The 22,676-nt window shown below is 34.0% G+C and carries 17 protein-coding genes and 4 pseudogenes; 4 read left to right on the top strand and 17 right to left on the bottom strand.

All coding sequences use genetic code 11. The features are described from left to right. Positions 1 to 154: 154 nt before the first annotated feature. The 6 genes from ONG75_RS05655 to rseP form a co-directional block, all read right to left on the bottom strand. On the bottom strand, positions 155 to 559 hold the full coding sequence (locus tag ONG75_RS05655; protein ID WP_264375984.1) for a hypothetical protein: 405 nt from the start codon (positions 557 to 559) through the stop codon (positions 155 to 157). Between the two features lie 85 nt (positions 560 to 644). Beyond that, positions 645 to 3,458 (bottom strand): FAD-dependent oxidoreductase, encoded by a 2,814-nt coding sequence (locus tag ONG75_RS05650; protein WP_264375983.1) that lies wholly within the window; start codon positions 3,456 to 3,458, stop codon positions 645 to 647. A 45-nt stretch (positions 3,459 to 3,503) separates the two neighbouring features. After that, on the bottom strand, positions 3,504 to 3,935 hold the full coding sequence (gene fabZ, locus ONG75_RS05645; protein ID WP_264375982.1) for a 3-hydroxyacyl-ACP dehydratase FabZ: 432 nt from the start codon (positions 3,933 to 3,935) through the stop codon (positions 3,504 to 3,506). A 4-nt stretch (positions 3,936 to 3,939) separates the two neighbouring features. Continuing rightward, entirely contained in the window at positions 3,940 to 4,500 is a 561-nt protein-coding gene (locus ONG75_RS05640; RefSeq protein WP_010404220.1) for an OmpH family outer membrane protein, read from the bottom strand. Continuing rightward, positions 4,501 to 6,834: an outer membrane protein assembly factor BamA gene (bamA, locus tag ONG75_RS05635; protein ID WP_264375981.1), complete on the bottom strand. Its 2,334-nt coding sequence runs from the start codon at positions 6,832 to 6,834 to the stop codon at positions 4,501 to 4,503. Between the two features lie 7 nt (positions 6,835 to 6,841). Next, complete coding sequence (gene rseP, locus ONG75_RS05630) at positions 6,842 to 7,957, bottom strand: RIP metalloprotease RseP (RefSeq protein ID WP_010404225.1); 1,116 nt, start codon at positions 7,955 to 7,957, stop codon at positions 6,842 to 6,844. A 99-nt stretch (positions 7,958 to 8,056) separates the two neighbouring features. Here rseP and ONG75_RS05625 point away from each other — a divergent pair, with 99 nt between their 5' ends. Continuing rightward, on the top strand, positions 8,057 to 8,323 hold the full coding sequence (locus ONG75_RS05625) for a succinate dehydrogenase assembly factor 2 (RefSeq protein ID WP_010404229.1): 267 nt from the start codon (positions 8,057 to 8,059) through the stop codon (positions 8,321 to 8,323). On the opposite strand, the gene ONG75_RS05620 is transcribed toward ONG75_RS05625, so the two are convergent. The 3 genes from ONG75_RS05620 to ONG75_RS05610 are packed head-to-tail and all read right to left on the bottom strand — an operon-like array spanning position 8,301 to position 10,612. Next, entirely contained in the window at positions 8,301 to 8,618 is a 318-nt protein-coding gene (locus ONG75_RS05620; protein WP_264375980.1) for a cell division protein ZapA, read from the bottom strand. The two genes, ONG75_RS05625 and ONG75_RS05620, sit on opposite strands and share 23 nt — an antisense overlap. Before the next feature lie 43 nt (positions 8,619 to 8,661). After that, positions 8,662 to 8,940 (bottom strand): HU family DNA-binding protein, encoded by a 279-nt coding sequence (locus ONG75_RS05615; protein WP_010404234.1) that lies wholly within the window; start codon positions 8,938 to 8,940, stop codon positions 8,662 to 8,664. A gap of 19 nt (positions 8,941 to 8,959) precedes the next feature. Next, a complete protein-coding gene (locus tag ONG75_RS05610; protein WP_264375979.1) occupies positions 8,960 to 10,612 on the bottom strand; it encodes a 30S ribosomal protein S1 in 1,653 nt (550 codons plus the stop codon). Positions 10,613 to 10,715: 103 nt separating this feature from the next. Between ONG75_RS05610 and trmB the strand changes: the two genes are divergently transcribed. Next, a complete protein-coding gene (gene trmB / locus ONG75_RS05605) occupies positions 10,716 to 11,360 on the top strand; it encodes a tRNA (guanosine(46)-N7)-methyltransferase TrmB (RefSeq protein WP_063631013.1) in 645 nt (214 codons plus the stop codon). A gap of 208 nt (positions 11,361 to 11,568) precedes the next feature. Here the strand turns inward: trmB and ONG75_RS05600 are convergent, their stop codons facing one another. The 3 genes and pseudogenes from ONG75_RS05600 to ONG75_RS05590 form a co-directional block, all read right to left on the bottom strand. After that, positions 11,569 to 12,090 carry a pyrimidine dimer DNA glycosylase/endonuclease V gene (locus ONG75_RS05600; protein WP_006013204.1) on the bottom strand — a complete coding sequence of 174 codons (522 nt, stop codon included), beginning with the start codon at positions 12,088 to 12,090 and terminating at the stop codon, positions 11,569 to 11,571. Positions 12,091 to 12,220: 130 nt separating this feature from the next. Further along, positions 12,221 to 12,460 (bottom strand): annotated as a pseudogene (gene terL, locus ONG75_RS05595) (phage terminase large subunit); the annotation flags it as partial. A gap of 163 nt (positions 12,461 to 12,623) precedes the next feature. Continuing rightward, a complete protein-coding gene (locus tag ONG75_RS05590; RefSeq protein ID WP_264375440.1) occupies positions 12,624 to 13,646 on the bottom strand; it encodes an IS110 family RNA-guided transposase in 1,023 nt (340 codons plus the stop codon). A 143-nt stretch (positions 13,647 to 13,789) separates the two neighbouring features. On the opposite strand from ONG75_RS05590, the gene tnpC reads away from it, so the two are divergent. After that, the gene (gene tnpC / locus ONG75_RS05585) at positions 13,790 to 15,172 is read left to right on the top strand and encodes an IS66 family transposase (RefSeq protein WP_264375454.1); all 1,383 of its coding nucleotides are present in this window, start codon (positions 13,790 to 13,792) and stop codon (positions 15,170 to 15,172) included. Between the two features lie 166 nt (positions 15,173 to 15,338). Here the strand turns inward: tnpC and ONG75_RS05580 are convergent. From ONG75_RS05580 to ONG75_RS05570, 3 genes and pseudogenes are all read right to left on the bottom strand, one after another. After that, positions 15,339 to 16,061, bottom strand: a pseudogene (locus tag ONG75_RS05580) (phage terminase large subunit family protein); the annotation flags it as partial. 65 nt (positions 16,062 to 16,126) lie between these two features. Beyond that, a complete protein-coding gene (gene ltrA / locus ONG75_RS05575; protein WP_264375419.1) occupies positions 16,127 to 17,596 on the bottom strand; it encodes a group II intron reverse transcriptase/maturase in 1,470 nt (489 codons plus the stop codon). A gap of 441 nt (positions 17,597 to 18,037) precedes the next feature. Beyond that, positions 18,038 to 18,502 (bottom strand): annotated as a pseudogene (locus ONG75_RS05570) (phage terminase large subunit); the annotation flags it as partial. 68 nt (positions 18,503 to 18,570) lie between these two features. Between ONG75_RS05570 and ONG75_RS07895 the strand changes: the two are divergent. Next, positions 18,571 to 19,713 (top strand): annotated as a pseudogene (locus tag ONG75_RS07895) (alpha/beta hydrolase family protein). Positions 19,714 to 20,131: 418 nt separating this feature from the next. On the opposite strand, the gene ONG75_RS05555 reads toward ONG75_RS07895, so the two are convergent. Then, positions 20,132 to 21,130 carry an ATP-binding protein gene (locus ONG75_RS05555; protein WP_264375975.1) on the bottom strand — a complete coding sequence of 333 codons (999 nt, stop codon included), beginning with the start codon at positions 21,128 to 21,130 and terminating at the stop codon, positions 20,132 to 20,134. Positions 21,131 to 21,360: 230 nt separating this feature from the next. Further along, entirely contained in the window at positions 21,361 to 22,674 is a 1,314-nt protein-coding gene (locus ONG75_RS05550; protein ID WP_264375974.1) for a hypothetical protein, read from the bottom strand. Positions 22,675 to 22,676: the final 2 nt, after the last annotated feature.

Genomic DNA, 22,676 nt, shown 5'->3' with positions numbered 1-22,676 from the left:
ATACCGCCGCGGTGTCTCAGCATAGATTCCACTAACACGTAGCGGAATCTTAAATTGTTTTAGCTATAGATCCCTGTATCAAGTACTGTAATGACGGCATTCGAGTAGCGGACACTGGAATCAAGAAAGCTCTTTAGTAGCTGTATAATGAAAATTAGATCATAAAATCCTCTGACAGCACATTCTGTGTTTTACCGTCATCCATAACTTTGTAATCAATATTATATTTATCGAATTCATTGCGCATCCTAGTTAAATGTCCTTTATCATGATCCGAAAGAACACTTACGTAGCTAAAGCTATCATCAAAAAGATCATTATAAATTACTGGAGATTGAACTGTGTAGGATGTTGTACACTCATCTTGACCGTTATTATCTTTACAAAGGGACATTTTTCCTGTTTTGCCAGTATCATCTTTAGTAGAAATAAGAAATTTCATACCTACGTCTTCGTTTTTTGCTATAAACTCCTTACACTTTCTACTTTTTGCAGAACATGGTCCTATAGCTATAGAGTAGCTTTCTTTTGGAAGTTTGAATATTAACTCATGTGTCATAATACTACCTTAATAAAAATCATTATTATAGTATAGATTTATTAATAAATAATATACATTATGGTATAATTAGTACAAAATAGGTTTAACCAATCTCAGTAGGACTGCCAGTTGGACCCATAAGAATTATTTGTTCACCTTTTTTAAAACATTTACATAAATTAGTGGAACCGCCAGTTTCAAGCACAATAGTAGAAATAAATCCTTTTTTTTTGTCTACTTCAGTGCCGGTTACTGCTATACCTTCCATAGTGAGGTGAGTTTTTCTGCTATTGGTTTCAAAATTTTGCAACCTAAAGAATTGTCCAGGTTTAAAATTCTTTGCCGCAAGTGGTGCTTTGATCACTATTTCCACAACTTTGTCTGTTAAATATTGAACTTTTATAACCTTTGCAGTGAATTGCTCTTTGATTCTATTAAAGAATTCTTTGTTAGCTTGACGGAACAGCGTCACTCCAGCGCGTGACGCTGGCTGATTAGCTGTTTGGATCACTCCACTCAAAAGCTGAGAAATAATAGGGTAGCCGTTCTTAGCACTTGCCATAGCTTTCACGACGCTGCCACTATACGAAGGATGAAGATCACCAAAAAAGCTGATTGTTTTATTGCCTTGCTTATACACTAATATTCTATCTTTATTTTGCATTTTAGGAGAAAATATTGGGTCTATTTCTTTTCCTGATGAATTCAAATGAGTAAAATACCCATTACTTAATTTAAAATGCTTTTTATCTTCTGTTGCAATAACTGTATTTGGCTCAGTACCTGCTGCTATAAAAATAGAACGTGCTTTTATACGTTTGATTTCGCCGGATTTTGTGTCTATCAGTTTTATTGACTCAGCATGGTTATATTTATCTGTCACAACTTCAACTGGCTCTAAGTTTTCAATAAAGTAAATCCCTTCTGATAATGCGTTTTGCACCTCTTCGCTATTTAATCGATAACTTGGCGAGTCTTTCAGCTCTTTTCTATATACAACTTTCACTCCCCCAAGACTCTGCATTAACTCTAATATTTTTATTTCTCTACTTTCTTTTTTTGCTAATTCTTGCTCTGCTTGGATCAACTTTGCGTGCGATATGAGCTCATTCGCAATTTCGTGCTCTTCTTCTGTCCAATCTTTTTCAACACAGTCTTTTCCGTACTTATCAACCAATATTTCATAACGAAGAAGAAATTTTTCTACTTGAATTGGATAATACGCTAAAGCTTCAGTGGCAGTGTCAATCGCAGTAAGCCCAGCCCCTATTACAACTATCGGCATACGAACTTGCAGACTTGCTATAGAATCAAATTTAAGAGCGCCAGTCAGTTGTAACGACATAAGAAAGTCAGATGCCATACGCACTCCACGAGCTAGTATATTCTTTATTTTGATCATTCGTGGCTTGCCAGAGCCAAGTGCTAGGGCGATGTGATCAAAACCCGAGTTGAACGCGTCATCAACATTAATCGTGCCACCAAAACGAATACCTCCATAAAGTGCGAAATTCTCACGTCTTTCCAGCAAAAGTCTAATGATTTTTAGATAGTTTTTGTTCCATCTAGAGGTTATGCCATACTCTGCTACTCCACCAAATCCACCAGCTGTGCGTTCACTTAGTTTTTCATGCTCGAAATCTTTAATTAGCTGAAAATTATCGATCAAAGGTTCAATCTTTAGTCCATCAATGGCGATAACGTTATGCCCATCGTTTAATAAATGATGAGCTAAATTAAAACCCGCAGGACCAAGCCCTACAACTAGGACGTTTTTTCCTGTGTTTCCTTTTGGCAATGGACGCTGAAAATTTAAAGGATTCCAACGGCTAAGCAGAGAATATATTTCAAATCCATACGGTAAACTAAGCACATCATCTAGAATCCTTGTTTCAATCATTGGCACATTTACAGGCTCTTGTTTCTGATATATGCATGAGTTCATGCAATCATTGCATATTCTTTTCCCAGTAGCTGCACATAATGGGTTATCTATTACCACAATTGCAAGGCTTGCTATGCTGTACCCTTCGCTTTTCACCAGATTCATTTCTGATATTTTCTGTTCTAGTGGACAGCCGTGCAATTCAACTTTGAGTGGGGACTGTTTAAAGTTATTGTCGTTATTACTTAGCCCCTTTGAACAACTGTCCTTATTTTGCTTATGACAAAATATGCAGTAATGAGCATTATCCAATGCTTTATTCAAACTCACCTTTTCACTTGTCAGATCAAAACCATGTCGTCTTTTTGTTTTGCTTGAATACAATACCTCAACTTCGTCTACTTCTTTTTTGAAGAACGATACGAGATTTTCGTGATCAATTTTTCTGTGAATACTAAAAAGTATACTCTGTTTATTTTTTACTCTCCACGCTGCATATTGCGCTGCAAGTTCTATTTCTTCTTTGTGATCCTCTTTATTTTCCAACCAACGCATCACCTGCTCAGCAAAATTTTTTTCTGTTGTTGGTAGGGCAAGAAAGCGATTTAATTTGCTGGTAACATAATCAATATCTATATCTGCTATATCAGTGTACTTCTTTAATGCATAGCGTTGAACAAATAACCTTTTACACTTATATATTGCAGCAAAGTCGTTGTGCTTTTTCTTTAGCTCCTCTGCTTCTTTTCCAATATTAAAAAGTTTTGCAATAAATTCATCAAGTAAATATGAGAGGTCTATTATTAACTGACTATCTGTCATTTGAGTGGCCAACATTGGTTGTTCTATGGATCCCAGTGTCAAGCACTGGGATGACATCAAAGAAGAAGCTGCTTTTTCTCTTGCTTCAATTAATGAACAAAACAAGCTTTCATCGCACGATTTTATATAATCTAAAAACGTCTCATCTAATTTTATTAATCCACTACAAGTGTATAAGTTTGAAAATGAGATTTTGAAATTCAGTTGCATTGTTATACTATACAGTGTACATACTGTTTCTTAGAGATGAAGATTTTATTTGTCTTGCAGTCTTGCTAAGATTGTTGCTTCTGCAGCTTTTTCTTCCCCAACATATGCAACACACTCAAATTTGCGTGCACCCAAACACGCATTTTTTATATTGGATTGAAGAACCAACGTGTCCCCTGGAATAACTGGTCTTCTGAATTTTGCGTTTTCAATAGACATAAAGTAAACAACTTTATTTTCTATTGTTTCTTTACCGAGGACACATATAGCAGATGCCTGAGCTAAAGACTCAACTATCAAAACTCCTGGCATTATCGGATGGCCAGGAAAATGGCCAATAAAAAATGGCTCATTGAAAGTCACATTTTTGATTGCTTTTATGCTTTTACCATGGTCACATTCTATTACTCTATCTACTAAGAGAAACGGATAAGAATGTGGTAGTATTTTTATAATATCACTGATATTAAATTGCATAAGCCTACTCAATGCTTTGCAAAGCAAATTCAGGTATTTCCTTATTTACATTTTTTAATACCACATCTGATAAATCAACCTCATCCATAGAGTATAGAACTTGGTTTTTTTTTGAAATAAATAGTACTAAATCTACATTGTTTTTTTCTGCCGTTCTTTTAGCCACTTCTTTTATTTTGTTAAAGACACTTTCTACTGCTTCTCTATAGTTTTCTTCTAAATTTGACATTTTCTTAGCGTAATTATCCCTAACGCTTACAGTGTACTTACTAAATTGTTCCGTCTTTTCTTTTTTTGCTTCTTCTGACAAAAGGTCAAATTCTTCTTTCGATGGCTTAAATTTTTCTAACTCATTTTCAAATTCTTGCTGTAATCTAGAATTCTGCTCCTTTATTTGTTGTTGTATATTTTGCAGAGCCAGAGATTCGTTGATAACTTTGTCACTATCAATAATGGCAGCCTTTGTATTAATCGCGCTCTGAGGTTGATACCCTACAAACTTATACCCTACAAATAAGGAAACAATTAAGGCAATGACTGATGTAAATAACTGTATATATTTCATTCAAATCCCCGCTTCAATAGAAATTTTAACGTTTGGTGATGGTATTATATCATAAGTTTCCTTTACTAAAGGAAACCCAAAATCTAATCTAAGTCTACCAAAAGGAGAGGGCATTGAAAAGCCAAAACCTGGTGATACTCTTATAAGCTTACTATCGTAATATTTTCCACTATATATCTTCTTTTCATCTAAACCAAAAAGTGTTGCGTAGTCAACAAATAGTGAGCCTTTGATACCAGCATAGTCGTATAATTTAGATAGTGGAAAATCTACTTGCTGTGTTAAATTAAAATAAGTTTTGCCTCCCAATGAGCTTTTATTTTTGTCTTCTGCTCTTGGTCCAATGCCGGAAAGGTCAAATCCTCTAATTTCATTACCACCTTTAAAAAAGTGCTGGCCAATATTTAGCTCTTTATAGGTATAAGAGAAAATATGACCTGCTGCTATTTTAAAGCGCAATGTTATATCATCATCAATTTTGCTTAGTATAGGGCGTGTATAAAAAGACAAAAACTCAGATTTTAGGAAATTTACATTTCCTCCCAATCCTGAAATATCCTGATTTAAGCGCAATAAATATCCCTCTTTAGGAGTATAGAGGTTATCCAGTTTATTGTATGATAACGTATATCCCACTGATGAAACCTGATACTCACCTTCTTGATCTCTTATTATCTCAGAGATATCCTCATCTTTTCCACTCTTATTGTCCATATGTATATGGTTATATTTATAAGAATAGCGAATAGAGTTGGTTAGATTTTCTAAAATTTTATAAGATAATTTTACTGTTCCTCCCCAGTCACAAGTATCAAAAGTGGTGTTTGGCTTATCTTGTTTTTCATAAAATATACCTACGCCTAATGACGTATCAGAATCGTTAAAATTATTTTCAACAGCGTCTATACTAGTAGAAAGAACATATTGACTTTTTTCAAGAGCAAAAGATACCTCTTTACCACTACCAAATAAATTACGATCTGTGAAATCGGTTTTAACAAATACTCCACCAGGAAGAGACATGCCACCTGTTAAAGATAACGAGGCAGTTCTTTTTTCTTTGACATTTAAATCAAGATTTACTGCATTTTCATCCACTATATAACTATTTATTTTTACTGTTTCAAAAAAATCGCTATATATAAGTTTTCTACGTGATTTTTGAATCTCAGATGTGTTATATGCGTCGCCTTCTGCCATGCTAAGTTTTCTTCTAATTACTTTATCTAAAGTGCGGTCATTGCCATCAATAGTAATTTGGTTTATATAAATCTTTTTACCTGGTAGCACTTTGTAAGTTACATCCACAATATTGTTATGTTGTGTATATTCTGGATTAACTTTTGCAAATATATATCCTTTTTCGTTTAAATGTTTACTTATTTTTTCTGCTGTATTGTTAATTTTAACTCTATTAAATATTTGATTATTTTCCTCTTTGATAAATTCTAATATTTCTTCCCTTAAACTTAAATCCTTAATCTCAGTTTCAATATCAACTTCATTATTTCCAAATAAGTATTGCTGCTTTTCATCAATCAAAAAAGTTAACTCTATTTGGTTGTTATTATCAACCTCAACAATTGGTTGGATATTATTTTGAATATATCCCTTAGATGAATAGAAGCGATCAAGCAGTTCTGTATTAATCAGTAGATATTGAGGTGAATAATGAGTTCCGCTTTTAAAAATGGCTCTAAATAACTTACTAAATATATCATTGCTATGCCTTTTGATAACTTGCTCTAGCTCATTTGCTGAAAAGTTTTTATTACCTATGAATCGTAAACCCTTAATTTTAGACGTTCTTCCTTCTTTTATCTTAAAAATTAGGTTTATCCTATTGCTACCAAGCTTATCTAGCTCATATGCAATTTTAACACCAATTTTACCACTGTTCCTATAAAGAGTAGCTAGATTTATTAAATCGTTTTGTAATTTTGTTTCAGTGAAAATAGTTAGTGATTTTGACTGGATAACGTTATTTAGCAACTCTTTACTGTTAAATAACTTATTGCCTTTCAATATTACTTTGTTAATCAATGGATTCTCATGAATTTTTACTACTAAGTTTTTTTCATCATCGATATAGGCGTTAATACTAGCAAATAACTTTGTTTTATATAAATCTTTTATAATTGAATCTACATTATCATCATTTATATGACTACCTGGTTCTAATTTTGTATAAAACCTTATTGTTTGATCACTTACTCGCTCATTGCCAATATACTTAATATTTTTTATCTGTACTTTTTCTTTATTTTCTAGAGCAACAAGTAGAGTGGGAAAAGAAATAAGTATTATTATTAGTATGTGAAATAACTTTTTCATATGTATCTTAAAAAAGATGCCTAATATCATTTGTGATTGCAACTGCCATCAACAAAAACAGTATGGTAGCACCAAAAGTGACTGCATATTTTTGATATTTCAAACTCAAATCTCTACGTATAACTGCTTCTATAATATAATGAAATAAATGCCCACCATCTAGTAGTGGTATTGGCAGCAAGTTAATTGCAGCTAAATTAGCTGAAATAATTGCCATAAAATATAGAACCATCATAAGTCCCTTTTTAGCTGATTGCCCTGAATATTTTGCAATTTTTATTGGCCCACCTATTTCATTTATACTCCTTTTACCAACAACAATTTGAAAGAGTGCTTTGATTGTTAAACACATAGTGTGGTAGGTTTCATTCACTGATAGGCTAGCAGCTCCAAGAAAAGATGACTGTTTTAACCCTATCATATTAATTGAGGTAATTCCTATAGTTTTTCTTTCTATTATGTTACCAAAGACATCTCTATCCTCAACTGTAAACGGAGTTAGAATAGTTCTGTACTCTTCGTTATTTCTTCTATACTTAATTTCTATTCTTGTTTCAGGGTTGGACATTATCACGCGTGAAATATCTTCAAAGTATTTTATTTTGTACTCATTGATCTGTGTAATAGTGTCACCTGGTAATAGGCCAGCTTGCTTTGCTGCACTTTCTTCAATTACATTACCAATTACTGGTGGAGTACGATAATAACCTGCCACGCTGAAAAATATTGTGAAAGCTATAACGGTAAATATCATGTTTGCAAAAGGCCCTGCAAAAACTATTGCTGCTTTTTGATATCGAGGTTTTGTATGGAATGAGTATAATTTTTCTTCTTCAGTTAATTTTTGTTGATCAACAGGAACGCTTGCTGCATTAGTATCCCCTAACATTTTAACGTAGCCACCCAATGGAAAGGCACTTAATTTCCATCTAGTTCCAGACTTGTCGTTAAAACCAAAAATTTCAGGACCAAAGCCTATAGAAAAAGATTCAACTTTAACCTTGCATGCTTTAGCGACAATATAATGCCCACATTCATGCACGAATACTATGATAGAAATTATTAAAGAAAACGATAAAAAATAATATATTCCAGCGCTAAGTTGATGAGAAATTAATTCCACCTATGTTTTAAATCTTAATCAAACGTTGAGTATATTAAAATGCGCCTTGCTTGACAAGTATTTAGTTTAGTCTTTAAATTAAAAAAAAGTTTAATGACAATGATAGATATTTCCTTATTAAGAAGAAAACTGATGTATAGGAGTTGGCATAGGGGTTGTAAAGAAACTGATATACTTTTAGGGCATTTTGCATTGAAATATCTTGATAAATTTTCCTTAAGTGAACTAATTGAATACGAAAAAATAGTTGATCTTGATGATTGCGAATTATATTGTTACATCACTCGTAAGAAACTTCTCCCCCCTGATTTGAGTAGTGAGGTAGTCGATTTGATTGCTTGCTTTAATCACTTATGCACCCAATAATCTTGTTTACCCTATCTAATACTTCAGCATATTCTACTCTTTTTTCCTCCCTATACTTTTTGCATTCTTGATTTATTTCGTCTAATCGCTTTGTTAATTCTAAAATTTTGTCTTCGAGAGTCAATGCTGCAAGTAAGAAATTTAATGCATCTGAGCCCTTACCTCCAGTTCTTTGAGATATGGAGCTAACTAGCTTGTTGAAGCTATTAGCAAGTTGTAATAAATGGTCCTTCTTTTTACTTTCGCAAGATATTTTATATGTGTTATTATGTATAACTATTTCTACTACTTTCATATGATGCTATATTGTACAACTTTCAAATTTACAATATAGATTTTTATTCATTTATCAAGAGGGATAACTTTTTACTGCTACGAAAATAAGTTTTAAAGTATTGATGTTTTGCAACCTTCTGTGACGTCAAATTACTTGCTTCTTTCAAGTTATAGCTTCTAATTGAAAAAGAACCAAACCCCCTGATTTCAACTCTATTATGATATTTCAACGTGTTTGAAAACACTCGAAAGAAACTATCAACTATGTCTGCTATAATGACCTTATCTAACAAAAGGTGTTTTTTTGCCACTTTTGCTATTATATCAGATTTCGTTGCCATTTATATGAAGCACAAGAAGTTATTTGGCAGATAATATTATATTATATTTTTCAACACCTACTACTTCAACTTGTATTTTTTCTGATATAGAAAACTTTTTATTTTCTGGTAAATGCTCTTGATCTACTAAAAGGGTTACATTGTTCTCAACCTCAACGATTAGACCATTTTCCTCTCTCTTACTTACAGTAACCTGAATTTTATCCCCTACTTTAACTTTCTCTATCAGTTCTTCAAGAGGATCATACTCTATTTGCTTTACTCCAAGATAAATTCTTGTCCGATCTACGTTAGCCCTTATCACTTTTGCTTCTATTTCATCACCTACATTATACTTTTTTATCTCATCTGAATTGTTTTTCGACCAACTTAGATTTTGCATATAAATTGTTCCTTCTACGTCCTCAGATATCTCAGAATTATCAAAAGTCACAGATATTTGTGAACCATTGTTGCTTTTAACTTTACCAGAAACAATAGAACCAAGAGGATATTTATCAATAAATACTTGCCAAGGATTCTCTACGCACCTTTTTGTGCTTAAACTCATCTTATTTTTAATAATGTCAATACCGAGAATTTTTACATCCACTTCTTGTCCTATTGTTACAAAACTACTGATTGGTAAATTACTCTTGCTCCAAGTTATTTCTGATGAGTGTACCAAACCCGCAATCCCAGGTTTAATCTCAACAATGAATCCACAATCTTTTATACCCGTTACACATCCTTTGTGTACGCTGTTAATTGGACATTTTGACTCTAGATCTTGCCAAGGATTGTCTCCTAATTGTTTTACACCCAGGGAGATTTTTCCATTTTCTCTATCTATTTTTATAATTTTAGTTTTTATATGCTGACCATAAGAAAAAATTGCAGATGGATGACTTACATTACTCCAAGAGATATCTGTAATATGTAGCAGCCCATCTATAACTCCCACTGTATCTGATTCATGAATGCCAACAAATGCACCGTAGTGAGTGATGCTTTTTATTTTGCCTTCTACTACATCACCTTCATTTAAAGATTCTAAAAACTTAATTTTTTCACCAGCATGCAATTTCTCTAATACCAGCTTTCTTGATACTACAATATTCCCCTGCTTCTTATCCATTTTAAGCACGATGAATTTTTGTTCAGTTTCAATAAGGTGATTAGCATCTTTTATTTGCTTCAAATCCACATGACTCAGGGGTAAAAACGCACTTATTCCATCACCAAGATCAACAATAAAACCGCATTTAATTGAGCGTTTAATGATTCCTGTTACTTCATCTTTTGTAACTGCGCTTTCTTCCAATTTATTCCATTTTTCGTCTCTGATTGCTTTCTCACGACTAAGAACAACATTACCATGGTAATCTTCAATTCTTTCAACATAAACTCTAATTTTCGAGCCAACAGTGATATCATCATTACAACTGAGCTCCTTAATCAGAATTCTTCCGTCTGACTTTAAACCAACATCAACCACAATATCATTAGAATTTCTTCTTGTGATTATACCTTCTACCACATCTCCTTCTTTGATTTTGTTAGCAAAAGAATCTTCACAAAAGTCATTGTCTTGATTATCAAATTGATCTTGAAATATCTCTTCTATGAACCTATTTGATGATAGCCTCTTGATAGCAACTGTACTTTCCATACCTTTTAATTTTAACTTCATTAGAACTCATATATTATATAATATTAATAATTAGTGACAAGTAAATTCTCATTAATTCATTTCGAGAATTGTTTAAGCTATAAAAGATTAAGTTATGTAAGATATGTTATCTAGGAATAATAATTGGATTAGGTCATTTTCCAGAAGATCTAGGTTGAAGTTGAATGTTTTGGAGAAGTATTCTATTAAAAACAGCAAGGAATCTATAAAAAAGATCGTAGACTTACAAAAAAGAATACGAGTAGAAATAGGTTTCGGTAATGGTGAAAATATGCTCCATCAGGCATTCAATGAATCTGATCTATTATTTATAGGATGTGAGCCTTATTTAAAGGGGGTCTCTTCCTTGCTAAAAAGCATAGAAGCACACAGCATAAAAAATATTTTAATATGGACAGAAGATGCAAGAGAATTAATTGTCAATTTTCCTGACCACAGTGTTGAAAAATTCTTTATTCTCTTTCCAGATCCATGGCCAAAAAGAAGTCACAACAAAAGACGGTTAATTAATACGGAATTTTTAAATTTATTAGCAAAAAAAATACTTGTCACAGGTGAAATATTTATTGCAACTGATCATCAGGATTATGCAGAGTGGATAGAGTTACATATAAAGCAGTGTAATTTTTTAACCTATAAGGAAGATAGTTTTGCAAATTATACCCCAACAAAATACCACAGAAAAGCGCTAGAATATCAGCGTAAAATAAAGTTTTTTAAAGTAAATGTTATATCTAAACTGACTTAGATTTACCTCTGCTTGTTAGTACAGATGTGTACATGACACTCTATAGTGCAAGTAGCCTACCATATACTGGGAATAACAGTTTACTGAATTCTTTAATCTCACAAATAGAAAGATCAATAAACTTGATAAACATCAACATTATCAGCCAGCATTGCTTTTGCAACTTCAATTCTACCTTTTTTATGATCGGTTTGGATAATTTTATAACCTATAGCATTTTGTCTAGCAACCAATCTGGTGCTTCTCTACCTTTTTCCCACTTAGCAAATCTCATCTTTTCTTTTAGGTAATATTCTCTATATGCTTCTATTGGGTTACTACATTTATATCGATCAGGTAACGCTTGTGTAAAAGCTTGTATATCAGCTGATCGAAATATTAGCAAATCCTTGTTATTATCGCACCAATCTATAACTTCTTCGGATTTATGCGTTCTTTTGTATCGCAAGCTATATTCTATACACAATTCTTTTCCATGTTTTATTAACCAATCAAAGTTTCCTTTTGATTGTCTAGCCCATAAAGAACAAGGATGGTTTTTGTGAGTAAGTTTATATGGAACTTCTATATTCTGGTTTGTAATGCTGACTAAAGGATTTGGCTCTTTTAATGCTATTGAAAAAACACTGCTAAGCAATTGAGCAGTTTCTAGCGGCATTTTTACTATGTGCTTATCGCATAACATTTGTGCTGCAGTTACAGGATTTTCGTCTAATATAAAGATATTCATCTAAGCACCCAGAGATAGAATTTTTGCGTAGTATTTATTTCAATAAACCCTAAAATATCATTCAGAAAATGGATAAGTTAAATAAGCTCAGTTAAAAAAATTATACACAATTCTGAGGAACCTTTTCAAGCTACAATGAACGTATAGCTACCACTCTAGCAATATTATTTCTCACCCACTGAAGATATTGCACGGTACTGTCTACTTGATCGTCGTGACGGATTTCTGGAAACATTAAAATCTCATACTCAAAGTCGCTAAGCCATACTGCTTGGTTAGGGAGAAAAACCCGCTCAGATTCTATAATTGGGACAATTCGGTGAAATCGAGTTAATTTGTCATCATGTGGTACTATTTGAATAATAGGTAGATACCGTCTTGTCAGTCAACAAGAAAATTATAGAAATTGAATCTTAAGCTGTATTACGAAATCAAAAAATACTTTCTATCAACATATACACTAACCAACTACATTAAATAAATTTGTGTAAAATGCTATTTTACATAAGATAGAAAGTACGCATTTTTTGATTTTAAAGTACTAAATTCTCCTCCAACCGCTTTGCCCTGTAATTCTTGATATGGTCAGGATTAAAAGCACTTTTGGATTTTAGAACACCGAAAATGATATGGAGTAGCTTACGCATTGCAGCACCAACGATAGCCATATTATGCTTACCCTTTTCCTTTAATCTCTGGCAAAAACTAATAATGATAGGATTGTGATTCTTAGCTACTATAGCAGGAAAGAAAAGTGCTTTACGTAATGTTTGTGAACCGGATTTACTTAATCTGGGTTTGGCATATACAGAGGAACCTGACGTCATATTTCGTGGTATAACTCCTGTATATGCTGCCAATTGCCTGGCATCTCTAAAAACCTCTATGTCAGGAACTTCAGCTAAAATAGCTATTGCTGATTCTTCTCCTATTCCTGGAATAGTCAATAGAAGTTGAAAATTTTCCAACAATTCTTTATGTTGATTTAATAGTTCACGTACGGAGTTTTTTATTGTTTCTATTTTTTGAGCTATATTCATTGCAAGGTCTTCCCAAGCACTTGCAACTTCTTTAAGCAGTCTCTCTTTTTTTTCTAAGTGGTTATTTACTAATGTTAACTCATCTTTTAACGCAACTGAGCAACGATAAAGATGTTTTAATTTTTTCATTTCAGGAGAAGGTGGTGTCCAACTAGAAGGTTCCTGTCTTTGGCAATAATCAGCAATAACTTCTGCATCGGTCTGATCATTCTTTTGTCGTATCAGCTTACTCCTTGCATAAGATTTTATGCAATAAGGATTTACAACACTAACAGAATGTCCAGCGTTGTGCAGAAACTCAGCCAAAGCTTCGCTATAACAACCAGTAGCCTCCATGCAGGCTTTTACTTCTTCTACATTATGTTTTTGTAGAAAGCTAAGTAAACCTTGAAACCCAGAATCCTCGTTTTTAAAACTCCTTTTTCTAGTTTCACATCTTCCTTTTTTGCTTATGAACGAGAGAAAAACATCAAAGCGATCTTTCGATACATCTATACCTAAAAAGTTGTTGATCATATATAACCCCATGCGTTACCATTAAAAATGAAAAGTAAGGCTAGTCTTGTGAATACAGAATTAGAGTATCCGTTCAGCGGAGTGGCAGAATAAGGTAGACAAGGTGATCTAAAAAGATAATCATAGAGCAAAAGTGAGGTAATGTGGTAAACCTTTTAGAGCTTTGCAAAAATTTACAGCAAAAAATAGAAAAGTTAGAAGCAAAAATAGAAAAGCTGGAAAGGGAGAATGAAAGTTTAAAAGCAGAGAACAAGGCTTTAAAGATAGAGAACGCTGAATTAAAGGAAAGGCTTGGTTTAAACTCGAAAAATTCATCTCTACCAAGCTCTAGAGAGTTGTACAAAATAAAAAAGGACAAGCCAAAGAGCGACAGAAACGTTGGTGGTCAGGTTGGTCATAAAGGAAGTTTTCGCGCCAAAATGGATGCAGATGAGGTGATAAAAGTAAAGTTGTCATCTACTTGTGAATGCGGAGGAGGGATTGCAATATGCAATGGACCGTACATTCATCAAAAAGTTGATCTTCCGGAAATTAGGCCTTATGTAGTGGAATATCAGATGGAGCATGGTCGTTGCCGGAGATGCGGAAAAAGAAGAAGCAGTAAGTTACCAGAAGGTGTTACGTCAGATACATTTGGTCCAAGGGTTAAGTCAATAATTGCAGCGTTCAGCGGATTCTACAAAAATTCAAAACGCGAAATAGCGAGTGTCGTAAATGATATCTTCAATTTGAACATAAGCGTCGTTAGCATATCAAATAGTGAACATAGAGTTGCTTCAAAATGCAAAAAAATGTATGAGCAGATCGAACAAGAGATAAGTAGGAGTAAAGTTCTACATATTGATGAAACGAGCCATTATAACAAAGGTAAACTCGCTTGGTGTTGGATGTTTGCAAGCAATACGGCAAGTTTTGTGAAGTTGACAGAGTCAAGAGGAATGAAAGTTTTAAAAAATAACGCATGCTGCAATCATAATAGCTTAGTGGTAACCGACAGGTACGCAGTATACAATTACTTTGCTGATGAAAAAAGGCAAATCTGCTGGGCACACTTAGCAAGGGATTTTGAAAGATTAGCGCATAGTTGGAATATTGAAGTCAAAGTTCTTGGCTGTTACTTAAGAAATGTAGCTACTGAATTATTTGCACTAAAAAAGGCTTTGCTAAAAAATGAGATAGATGTTTTTAGATTTGCCAGACGTGCCAGAAAGTTGCGAAAACGTACAAGGTATTACTTGAAGGAAATATCCTACTTACCTGAAGCAATTGGAGCCTCTCGAGTTGCGAAAAATATTTTGAAATCTGAAAGAATGATGTGGAATTTTTTAGATGACCCAAAAAACATTCCGCTGACAAACAACCATGCTGAACAGCAGATACGGCATTATGTCGTTTACCGCAAAAATTCGTATTTTACACAATCAAAGCGGGGAAATGCATTCCTTGAACGGATAATTTCGTTATACTTAACATGGAAACAAAGGGGTCTCAATCCTTTCCAAAACCTCTTATCTATTGTTTCTTAAACCACTCTCCTGAACGGATACGAATTAGAACCATTTAGGTTTTTCTACGATACCGTCCAGCCTGTACTCTTGAGAAGAGAACTCTTATCTACCTTACAGATTTTATATCTAAGACCACTGACAGAGTTCTTCTCTTCTCCATCTAATGCTTAAGCTTAAAACATTAGATGCTTTTTACAAGATACAAATCACTGTTTTTCCTGAGCTCCTGAACCAATTGCTGACCGCTTGCTTTTGCTTCGATTAAAATTGCGTGTGGCTTCCACCTTGCAGCCAGCGACAGAACTTTCTCTTTAAGTTTTGGATATTCAAGTTTTGCGCGATATACATCGAGTAAATAGAATGTATTATCTACTTTTGTCCAGGTAGTGCAGACACTAAAGTCACTTGTATTGTTTGTTGAAATTGCAGTATCCCAACTTTGTGTTACATGCAAGAGGCTATCAGGAAAATTTTTATAGCGCTTCAACCACTCTCGTTTAATTATAGCACTTGAAAGTGGTAGAGGGTTTTGTTGGTATTGAGCAGCAAAACCATAACTCCCAAGTTCAGCTTTTATCATCTCAATTTCTTCTTTTCCTTCAGTTAGGGAATACAACAATTGACCTTCTTTTCTTGAGTATATTTCCTGTTCATGCTCTGGAATATGATTATTAACTGAATAAATAATCTCCTTATCTTCAGCTATTATTGGTAAACAGACATGATGCCATATGTTTCTTGGTTTACAGAGGAGGTGACCAGTTAAATCTTCTAAATGGAGTCTGTGCATCACAAGAACGATAACTCCTTTTTTTCTGTCGTTGAGCCTGGTTACTAAAGCCTGATCAAACCAGTTTGCAGCACGCTTTCTAAATGTTTCGCTCAAAGCTTGTGCGGGACTTAGTGGTAGGGTCGAGAACTGGCGCGCCTCTTTAGGGCTTGGTGGCTGATCCATTATTTTCATGTTGGGCCTCAATCCAAAATTCCCATGTTTACGTTTCCAGCTCCCGCCTCGTCAAACGCAGCATGCAGTTTTCCCGCACTACGCTTTCCTAGCAGATTCTTACCAAAGTTTATAACATCTTGTACTGGGGCTGCTTTCGGAACGTAATATCTTAATCTATAGTCTTTATATAGACCTAGTGTTTCGTATATCCATTCGCTACTCCACCTCTCCCAGCCAAATCCTTTTGCTTTTCTAGCTTTCATTAATTTGCGTCTTACTTTCTTCTCTACCCATAGTTTCACGTAGTTAAAGTTTCGACCTGAGTTTCCTATCCTAAAGTAGTTTGTCCACCCTCTCAGTATTGGATTAATGATATTTATCACTTTCCATATTGGTTGCGATTTGTGGTCGCGAAATACCTCCTTCAATTTTTGAAGTAAGTTTGTCCGCGCTTTCATCTGTGGTGTTGTTTGTACCCTCCACTTTCCTTGTTTTGTGATCTTCTCTCGAAAATCAAATCCTAGAAAGCTGAATGTCTCTCTTTCCTTTAGGTTAATTACTTTTGTCTTTTCTTTATTTACTTCTACCTTTAGTTTTGCTAATTCTTCTTGTACTCTTCTATACACTAATTTTTCTAGCCATTCCCATCTCTGGTGCCCATCTATCAGTATCACTAAATCGTCTGCCCATCTGGCGTATTCTATATGTCGATATTTTCCCTCTTTTGTCACCTCTTTTGCCTTCTCTAGCATTTTATCTACCTCATTTAGGTATATATTGCTTATTAGTGGTGAAAGTGGTGATCCTTGCGCTATTCCTCGTTTCCCTCCTACTTTGAGGATTAGCTTGATCAAGTGCATGATTTCTTTATCATTTACTCTTTTGGAAATCTTTTCCATAAGAATATGGTGTCGCACATTGTCGAAGTAGGATTTCAGATCTATGTCAATAACTTTTGTATTGCCTTTGATTGCTGCTTTCGATACTTTATCAATTGCTTCATGCGCTTTTCTCCTAGGTCTATATCCATATGATCCGTCCTGAAAGTCAGATTCAAATATTGGTTCAAGTATTAGCTTCAGTGCTGTTTGCACTATTCTGTCCCGGATGCAGGGTATGTTCAACGTTCTGAGTTTTCCCCCAACTTTTGGTATTTCCTTCCTCCGGTTCCTATTTGGGCTATAGGTTTTGGTTATTAGTTCGTGTCTTATTTGTTGAAGATACTTTTCTAAGCCTTCTGCCTCTATCGATTCAAATGTCACCCCGTCTATTCCTGGTGCCCCTTTGCTCTTCTTTGTCAGCTTATATGCTTCTTCTAGTGTCTCCATCTTGCAGACGTGAACATAGATTCCCCAGAATCGCCATTCCGGTTCTGTTTTCGCTTTGGTATATATCTTTCTTCTCAGGTCTTGTAATTTTATTGGCATTTTTATCATTTTTACCTTTACCTTCCTTTTTGTTAAAAGATTTCTACTAGTAGGGTGCCTTTGCTCCATGAGAGTTACCTCACTTCTTTACTACTACGCACCCATCCGCCACCCTCTCATCTTCGGTTCTTTTCCTGTTTTCCAGTTATAGAACCTACCACTCCAAGGTATTTCTCCTTGGGATGAGGAGGGCTTCTCCAGTTGCTTTGTATGTCCTCATTACCATGCTATCACTACCACCCCGCTGAAGTAGAACAATTGTATCAGTCGTTTTTCAACTGCCTATTCTGCTTTCGCCCATTGACCGCTGGCTCAGCCTTCAGTTCTTATCGTTTTCGAGGCCACCTATATGTTTGCTTTCGCTACGGCCTGGTAATTCGCCATTATCCTATGATAACGTTGTCGGTAGGCTTCAACATTTTGCTTTCCCTCCACATTGCTACCCTAGCTACAGGACTTCGACTTTTATCCTGGTGGGTCTACCTCCCACTGAACATACTTGCCTTCTCTGGACACACGATCATCCACGATAATGAAATCTCCACCTTCACCGGTTAATGTTCCTCCAACTGATGTTGCAATTCGACATCCTCTCTGCACTGTTTGAAATTTATATTTAGTGTTTTGATCTTTGCATAATTCTACTTTCGGAAATAGCTCTCTATACCAATCAGATTGCATTATGCACCTGGTATCGAGTGAGTGCTTTTCGCTAAGCAACCGAGAATAACTTGCAACTATTATTCTTGCAGTTGGCTGATTTCCAAGTATCCATGCGGGCCATGCAACACTTACACAAATGGACTTCATTGAACGCGGCGGCATATTGAATATTATTCTTCTTGCTTCACCAGCGCTTGCTGCTTCAAGCCTGTCTGCTATGACTTTTATATATTGATAATCATTATACTCACACCCCGGCACTACCGTTTGAAAGCATAATTCAATGAATTTGAGAAGGTTTATATTGTTCATAAATTAAGGTTTGTTGATTTTTTTAAGATTTTGTTGTGTAATTAAACCAGCATAGTGAGAGTTAAAATATGAAAGAAATAAGAGAGCAAACTGAGAGAGAATTTATAAAAACTCAAAACGGGATAAAAATAGAGACAATTACGCTTCTTGGTAAAAATCAAAACAATAATCGAGGTGAAAAACATCTGATATACTTTATTGGTGGAAATAGAGCGTTAAGCCCTGGTAAAGATTATTCCCAAAATTGGAATTGGGCCACAGAGCAAGGGATAACTGTACATCTTTTTAATTATCCTGGACTTGGTTTAAGTAAAAACAGTTCATTGATACGTAGCAATAGAGTTAAATCTGGTGTAGCAGTTGTAACTAACTTATTGGAAAAAGGTATAAAGCCAGATGATATCATATTGTTTGGAGACTGCCTTGGTGGACATGTAGCTGCAGAGGTTCATAAAAATTTTAAGGGTAAGGATATACATTTAAGATGTATCGTTAGCAATGTCGCTAGTTCACTTAAACAAGCGTCTCTTTATTACTTTGGTTTTATGGCAAAATTAAAAATTTTTCTTGCTCCGATAATCAAATTGGTACTAAAGATTTTTGGCTGCCAATGGAAGACATATAAAATCGTAAATTCAATTACTCCTTATACAATGTACTTTAATCGAGAGGGAGATAAAACGATAAAACAGCCAGCGCAACTTGCAACAAAAATAGAAAAATAGATCAAAGCGGTAGAAGAAAAGATTACCAAAAAAAAGAAGTATTTGAAGGATTTGAGGAATATGAAGAATTTTTCAAGCAACATATAATATTAAGAAAAAATGATGAGTGTATTGATTCGAAAAAAGCTGATAAAGATATACATAAATTGCCAATTACGTGTTTAAAGTCTTCCAACAAAACTGATTACACTTTTCCTGAGTTGATTAGTTTATATATTTATATTACAGATGAATATTTTTCTAAATATGGCTCATTAAATAATGAAGAGAAGATTAAAGCATTTAAAGAAAGTAAATTTTATAAAGATTTTTCAAGCTGCAAAAATTCAAAGGACTTTTTGCATAATTACATGAAGAAGCAAGAGCGTCCTTCGATGTCATTTCAGCATGTGATAATAGAATCTGGGGAAAAAAAGACCTTTCTTAACAAGTCAAAGAAGGCTAGTTGCTCTTAACTTGACGCGTATGCTTTCTTCAATATTTTAGCCATCTGTATCTGTTCAGATGCATGCAAATATTGAAACCAGTGTTTCTTTTCTTATCATCCGAGTACTGGGATCCAGAAGAATTAATTGTGAAAAAATAGCTATACGATATTTTCAATGAAGTTACAAAAAAGCTGTATTCCACACTGGAATGACACCGTCATAAACTGCTAGAGGTCTTCATAATGTCATTCCAGTACTGGGATCCAACTAAATTGGTGAACACTTTACAGCATTTTTGATAGAAAGAACTAGATGCCAGTGTCAAGCACTGACCCATTTTTTCCTTAAGTTTTTGCAGCTTGTGTTCTATTACAAAACCACTGCGGTACTAACGAGCGGCAAAATGATAGCAAATCCAAGTTTTAAATTTTATTTTCAATAACGAAATTTGGCACATCTTGCTACACTTCCAGTTTTTATTGTAAAAAAGGGGCTTCTGTCTGTGTCTGACATGAAGCTAATATTATTCTCCCTCTTCCTTGTCCTGGATTTAGCTTGTGAAACGCGTGGTTGAAATCTTCCTTACTCACTACCTTGGACTTTCTTTCAAGAGCAGCGTATATTTTTGCTTCATTAACTAATTGTTCTAACTCAGCCCCAGAATAGCCTTCTGTTTTTTCTGCAATATCTTGAATATTTAGCCTTCCATCAGTTTTTGTATTTTTGGTATAAAGCTCCAATATCTTTTGTCTCGTTTCCACATTTGGATTAGGTATATGAACCCTTTGACCTAAGCGTCCAGGCCTAATAAGTGCTGGATCTATCTCATTGACCAGGTTAGTTGCACCAATTACTATTATATCTTTTCTGCTCTTAAATCCATCTATTTCAGTTAGTAACTGTGTTAAGCTCTCTCGACAGTGGTAAGCTGAGTTATTAGCGGTACTTCTTTTTTGGGCAACTGCATCTATTTCATCTATGAATACTATACAAGGAGAATATTTTCTCGCTACTTTAAAAAGCTCGCGTACAGCATGTGCACCATGACCAATATATACTCCAATAAGTTCTGGACCTGAGATACTTATAAAATTCATATTTGATTCACCTGCAATTGCGCGGGCGATAAGTGTTTTACCATTTCCAGGAGGGCCGTGCAGTATATAACCTTTTAGTGAGTTAATACTTTCACTTCCAAACATCTCACGCATTTCTTCTGTCATTTGGTTACAGCAAATAATCTGCAATCGTTGTTTTAAGGAATCGTCAATTATAACATCAGCAAATGTTGTTTTATTATCTGAGTTAGCTAACTCTATCTCTATAGGTAGTTCTACCTCCTTCATTTTACTAAGTACCTGATCATACATAAACCAAAGGATAAAAATGAAAACGACAAGTAATACACAAGGCATAGTCTCGCTAACATAATGTGCAGCCAGTTCGTACCCTTTGCTGAGCAATATTGTATGCATATAGGCAAATAAAAAAGCAATAGAGATCATAATTGCTATGCATAGTGAACAGATAGCAATTCTTTTTAGTAATTCTGAAATTTCAATTTTTTTCATCTTGCTGTCTTATATCAATTTTAAAGTGAGAACAATTTTATTTAGATTAAATACTAAAAAAATATACCCTTACACTTCTTTGAAGTTTACTAAATTCACTTTTAAAAAGCAATTATAATATACTTTGTGCGTGGTTAAGATAGTTCTGGAATAGTATAAAGAACTATGTCATCATTGAAGAGAAATTCATCTGTTGTTTTGTACTCTTTACTAATTTTATAAGAATCATAAACATCGTAATCTGCTTTTGTATGGTAATCACAATACTGAAACTTACCCTCTTTATTAAAAAAGCCAAATTGATCAATTAATGTAGCCATTTTCTCACGTTTTGTTAATTCAAATACATCAGCTGGGCAGTGGCCTGAAGAATCTTGATTAGTAGTTCCTTTCACAATAAAAAACGATGGTTTATCGTTAAGTAACTTGCAGAAATCTGGCTTATATTCCTTTTTCATACAGTTTAAACTTATATATTGATATTTATTTGGAACATTTGAGTATTGAGAATCGTACTTTTTATGTTCAAAAAACTCATTACCTAAGAAATTACAAAATGTTAATTTATAATCATCATTATTACTAGACTTAACGACTTTAAGATAATGAAAGTTTCTAGGAATTTTTATCTCTTCTTCTGTAACGTGATTATGTATGATCAATTGGTCATCAAGCATGCAGTAACCTATTTTTGGTAAAGTAGCTACAAGCTTACCGTTTAACATGATATCTGCTTGATAGATATTATCCGATAATTCTTTTCCCTTCTGCAAAGTAAAATCCTGCCCTGCCTTAGCTGGTGCACTGCATTGCTCAGTTTTAGTTAAGTTTTTTATTATTGTTGATATCTCACTAATTTCTAATATATCATGTTCATTTTTTGTGTATTGATACTTATAGCAACTACCATCTTTACATACTGGAAGACATTTTCCTTCTTCATCTGATATATAGATATAATCACCTTTTATTGTAAAATAAAGTCCACCTTTTTCTTCTTGAATTTTTTGTAGTACTGGGTCATTTTCATCGTTAAAATTGATAAAATTGAGCATTCCAATAAAATTATTTCCATCATCATCACTCATTATGAGTTCAATAACAAAATTATTACTGTCTTTTATGTACTTACGTGAAATTAACGCTTCTTCTCCTAATTTAAGCTGTTTTATAATATTCTCTTGATTCTCGCCTATGATAGCTTTTTGTTCTATAATAAAGTCCGTGCCATTTAATTTCAGAGGTGAGTTGTTTGTAAATAAAACTATCTCATCACCCTGCTCCTTTAACTTTAAATCATTAATATTCCCTACTTCAACTGTACCAATATGTGAAGAAACAGTATTAACATTACCATTTTCCTTTACTATGTAATATGCAGTGGGAAGTTTAATCAATTTTTTATAAAGCGGATTTTTATCGTCTATTTTAAATATATGTTTTTCCATGA

The sequence above is a fragment of the Wolbachia endosymbiont (group B) of Sphaerophoria taeniata genome (assembly GCF_947179355.1).
GTDB lineage: Bacteria > Pseudomonadota > Alphaproteobacteria > Rickettsiales > Anaplasmataceae > Wolbachia.
The sequence above is the reverse complement of the archived record's forward strand: the minus strand, read 5'-3'. Positions and strand labels throughout refer to the sequence as shown.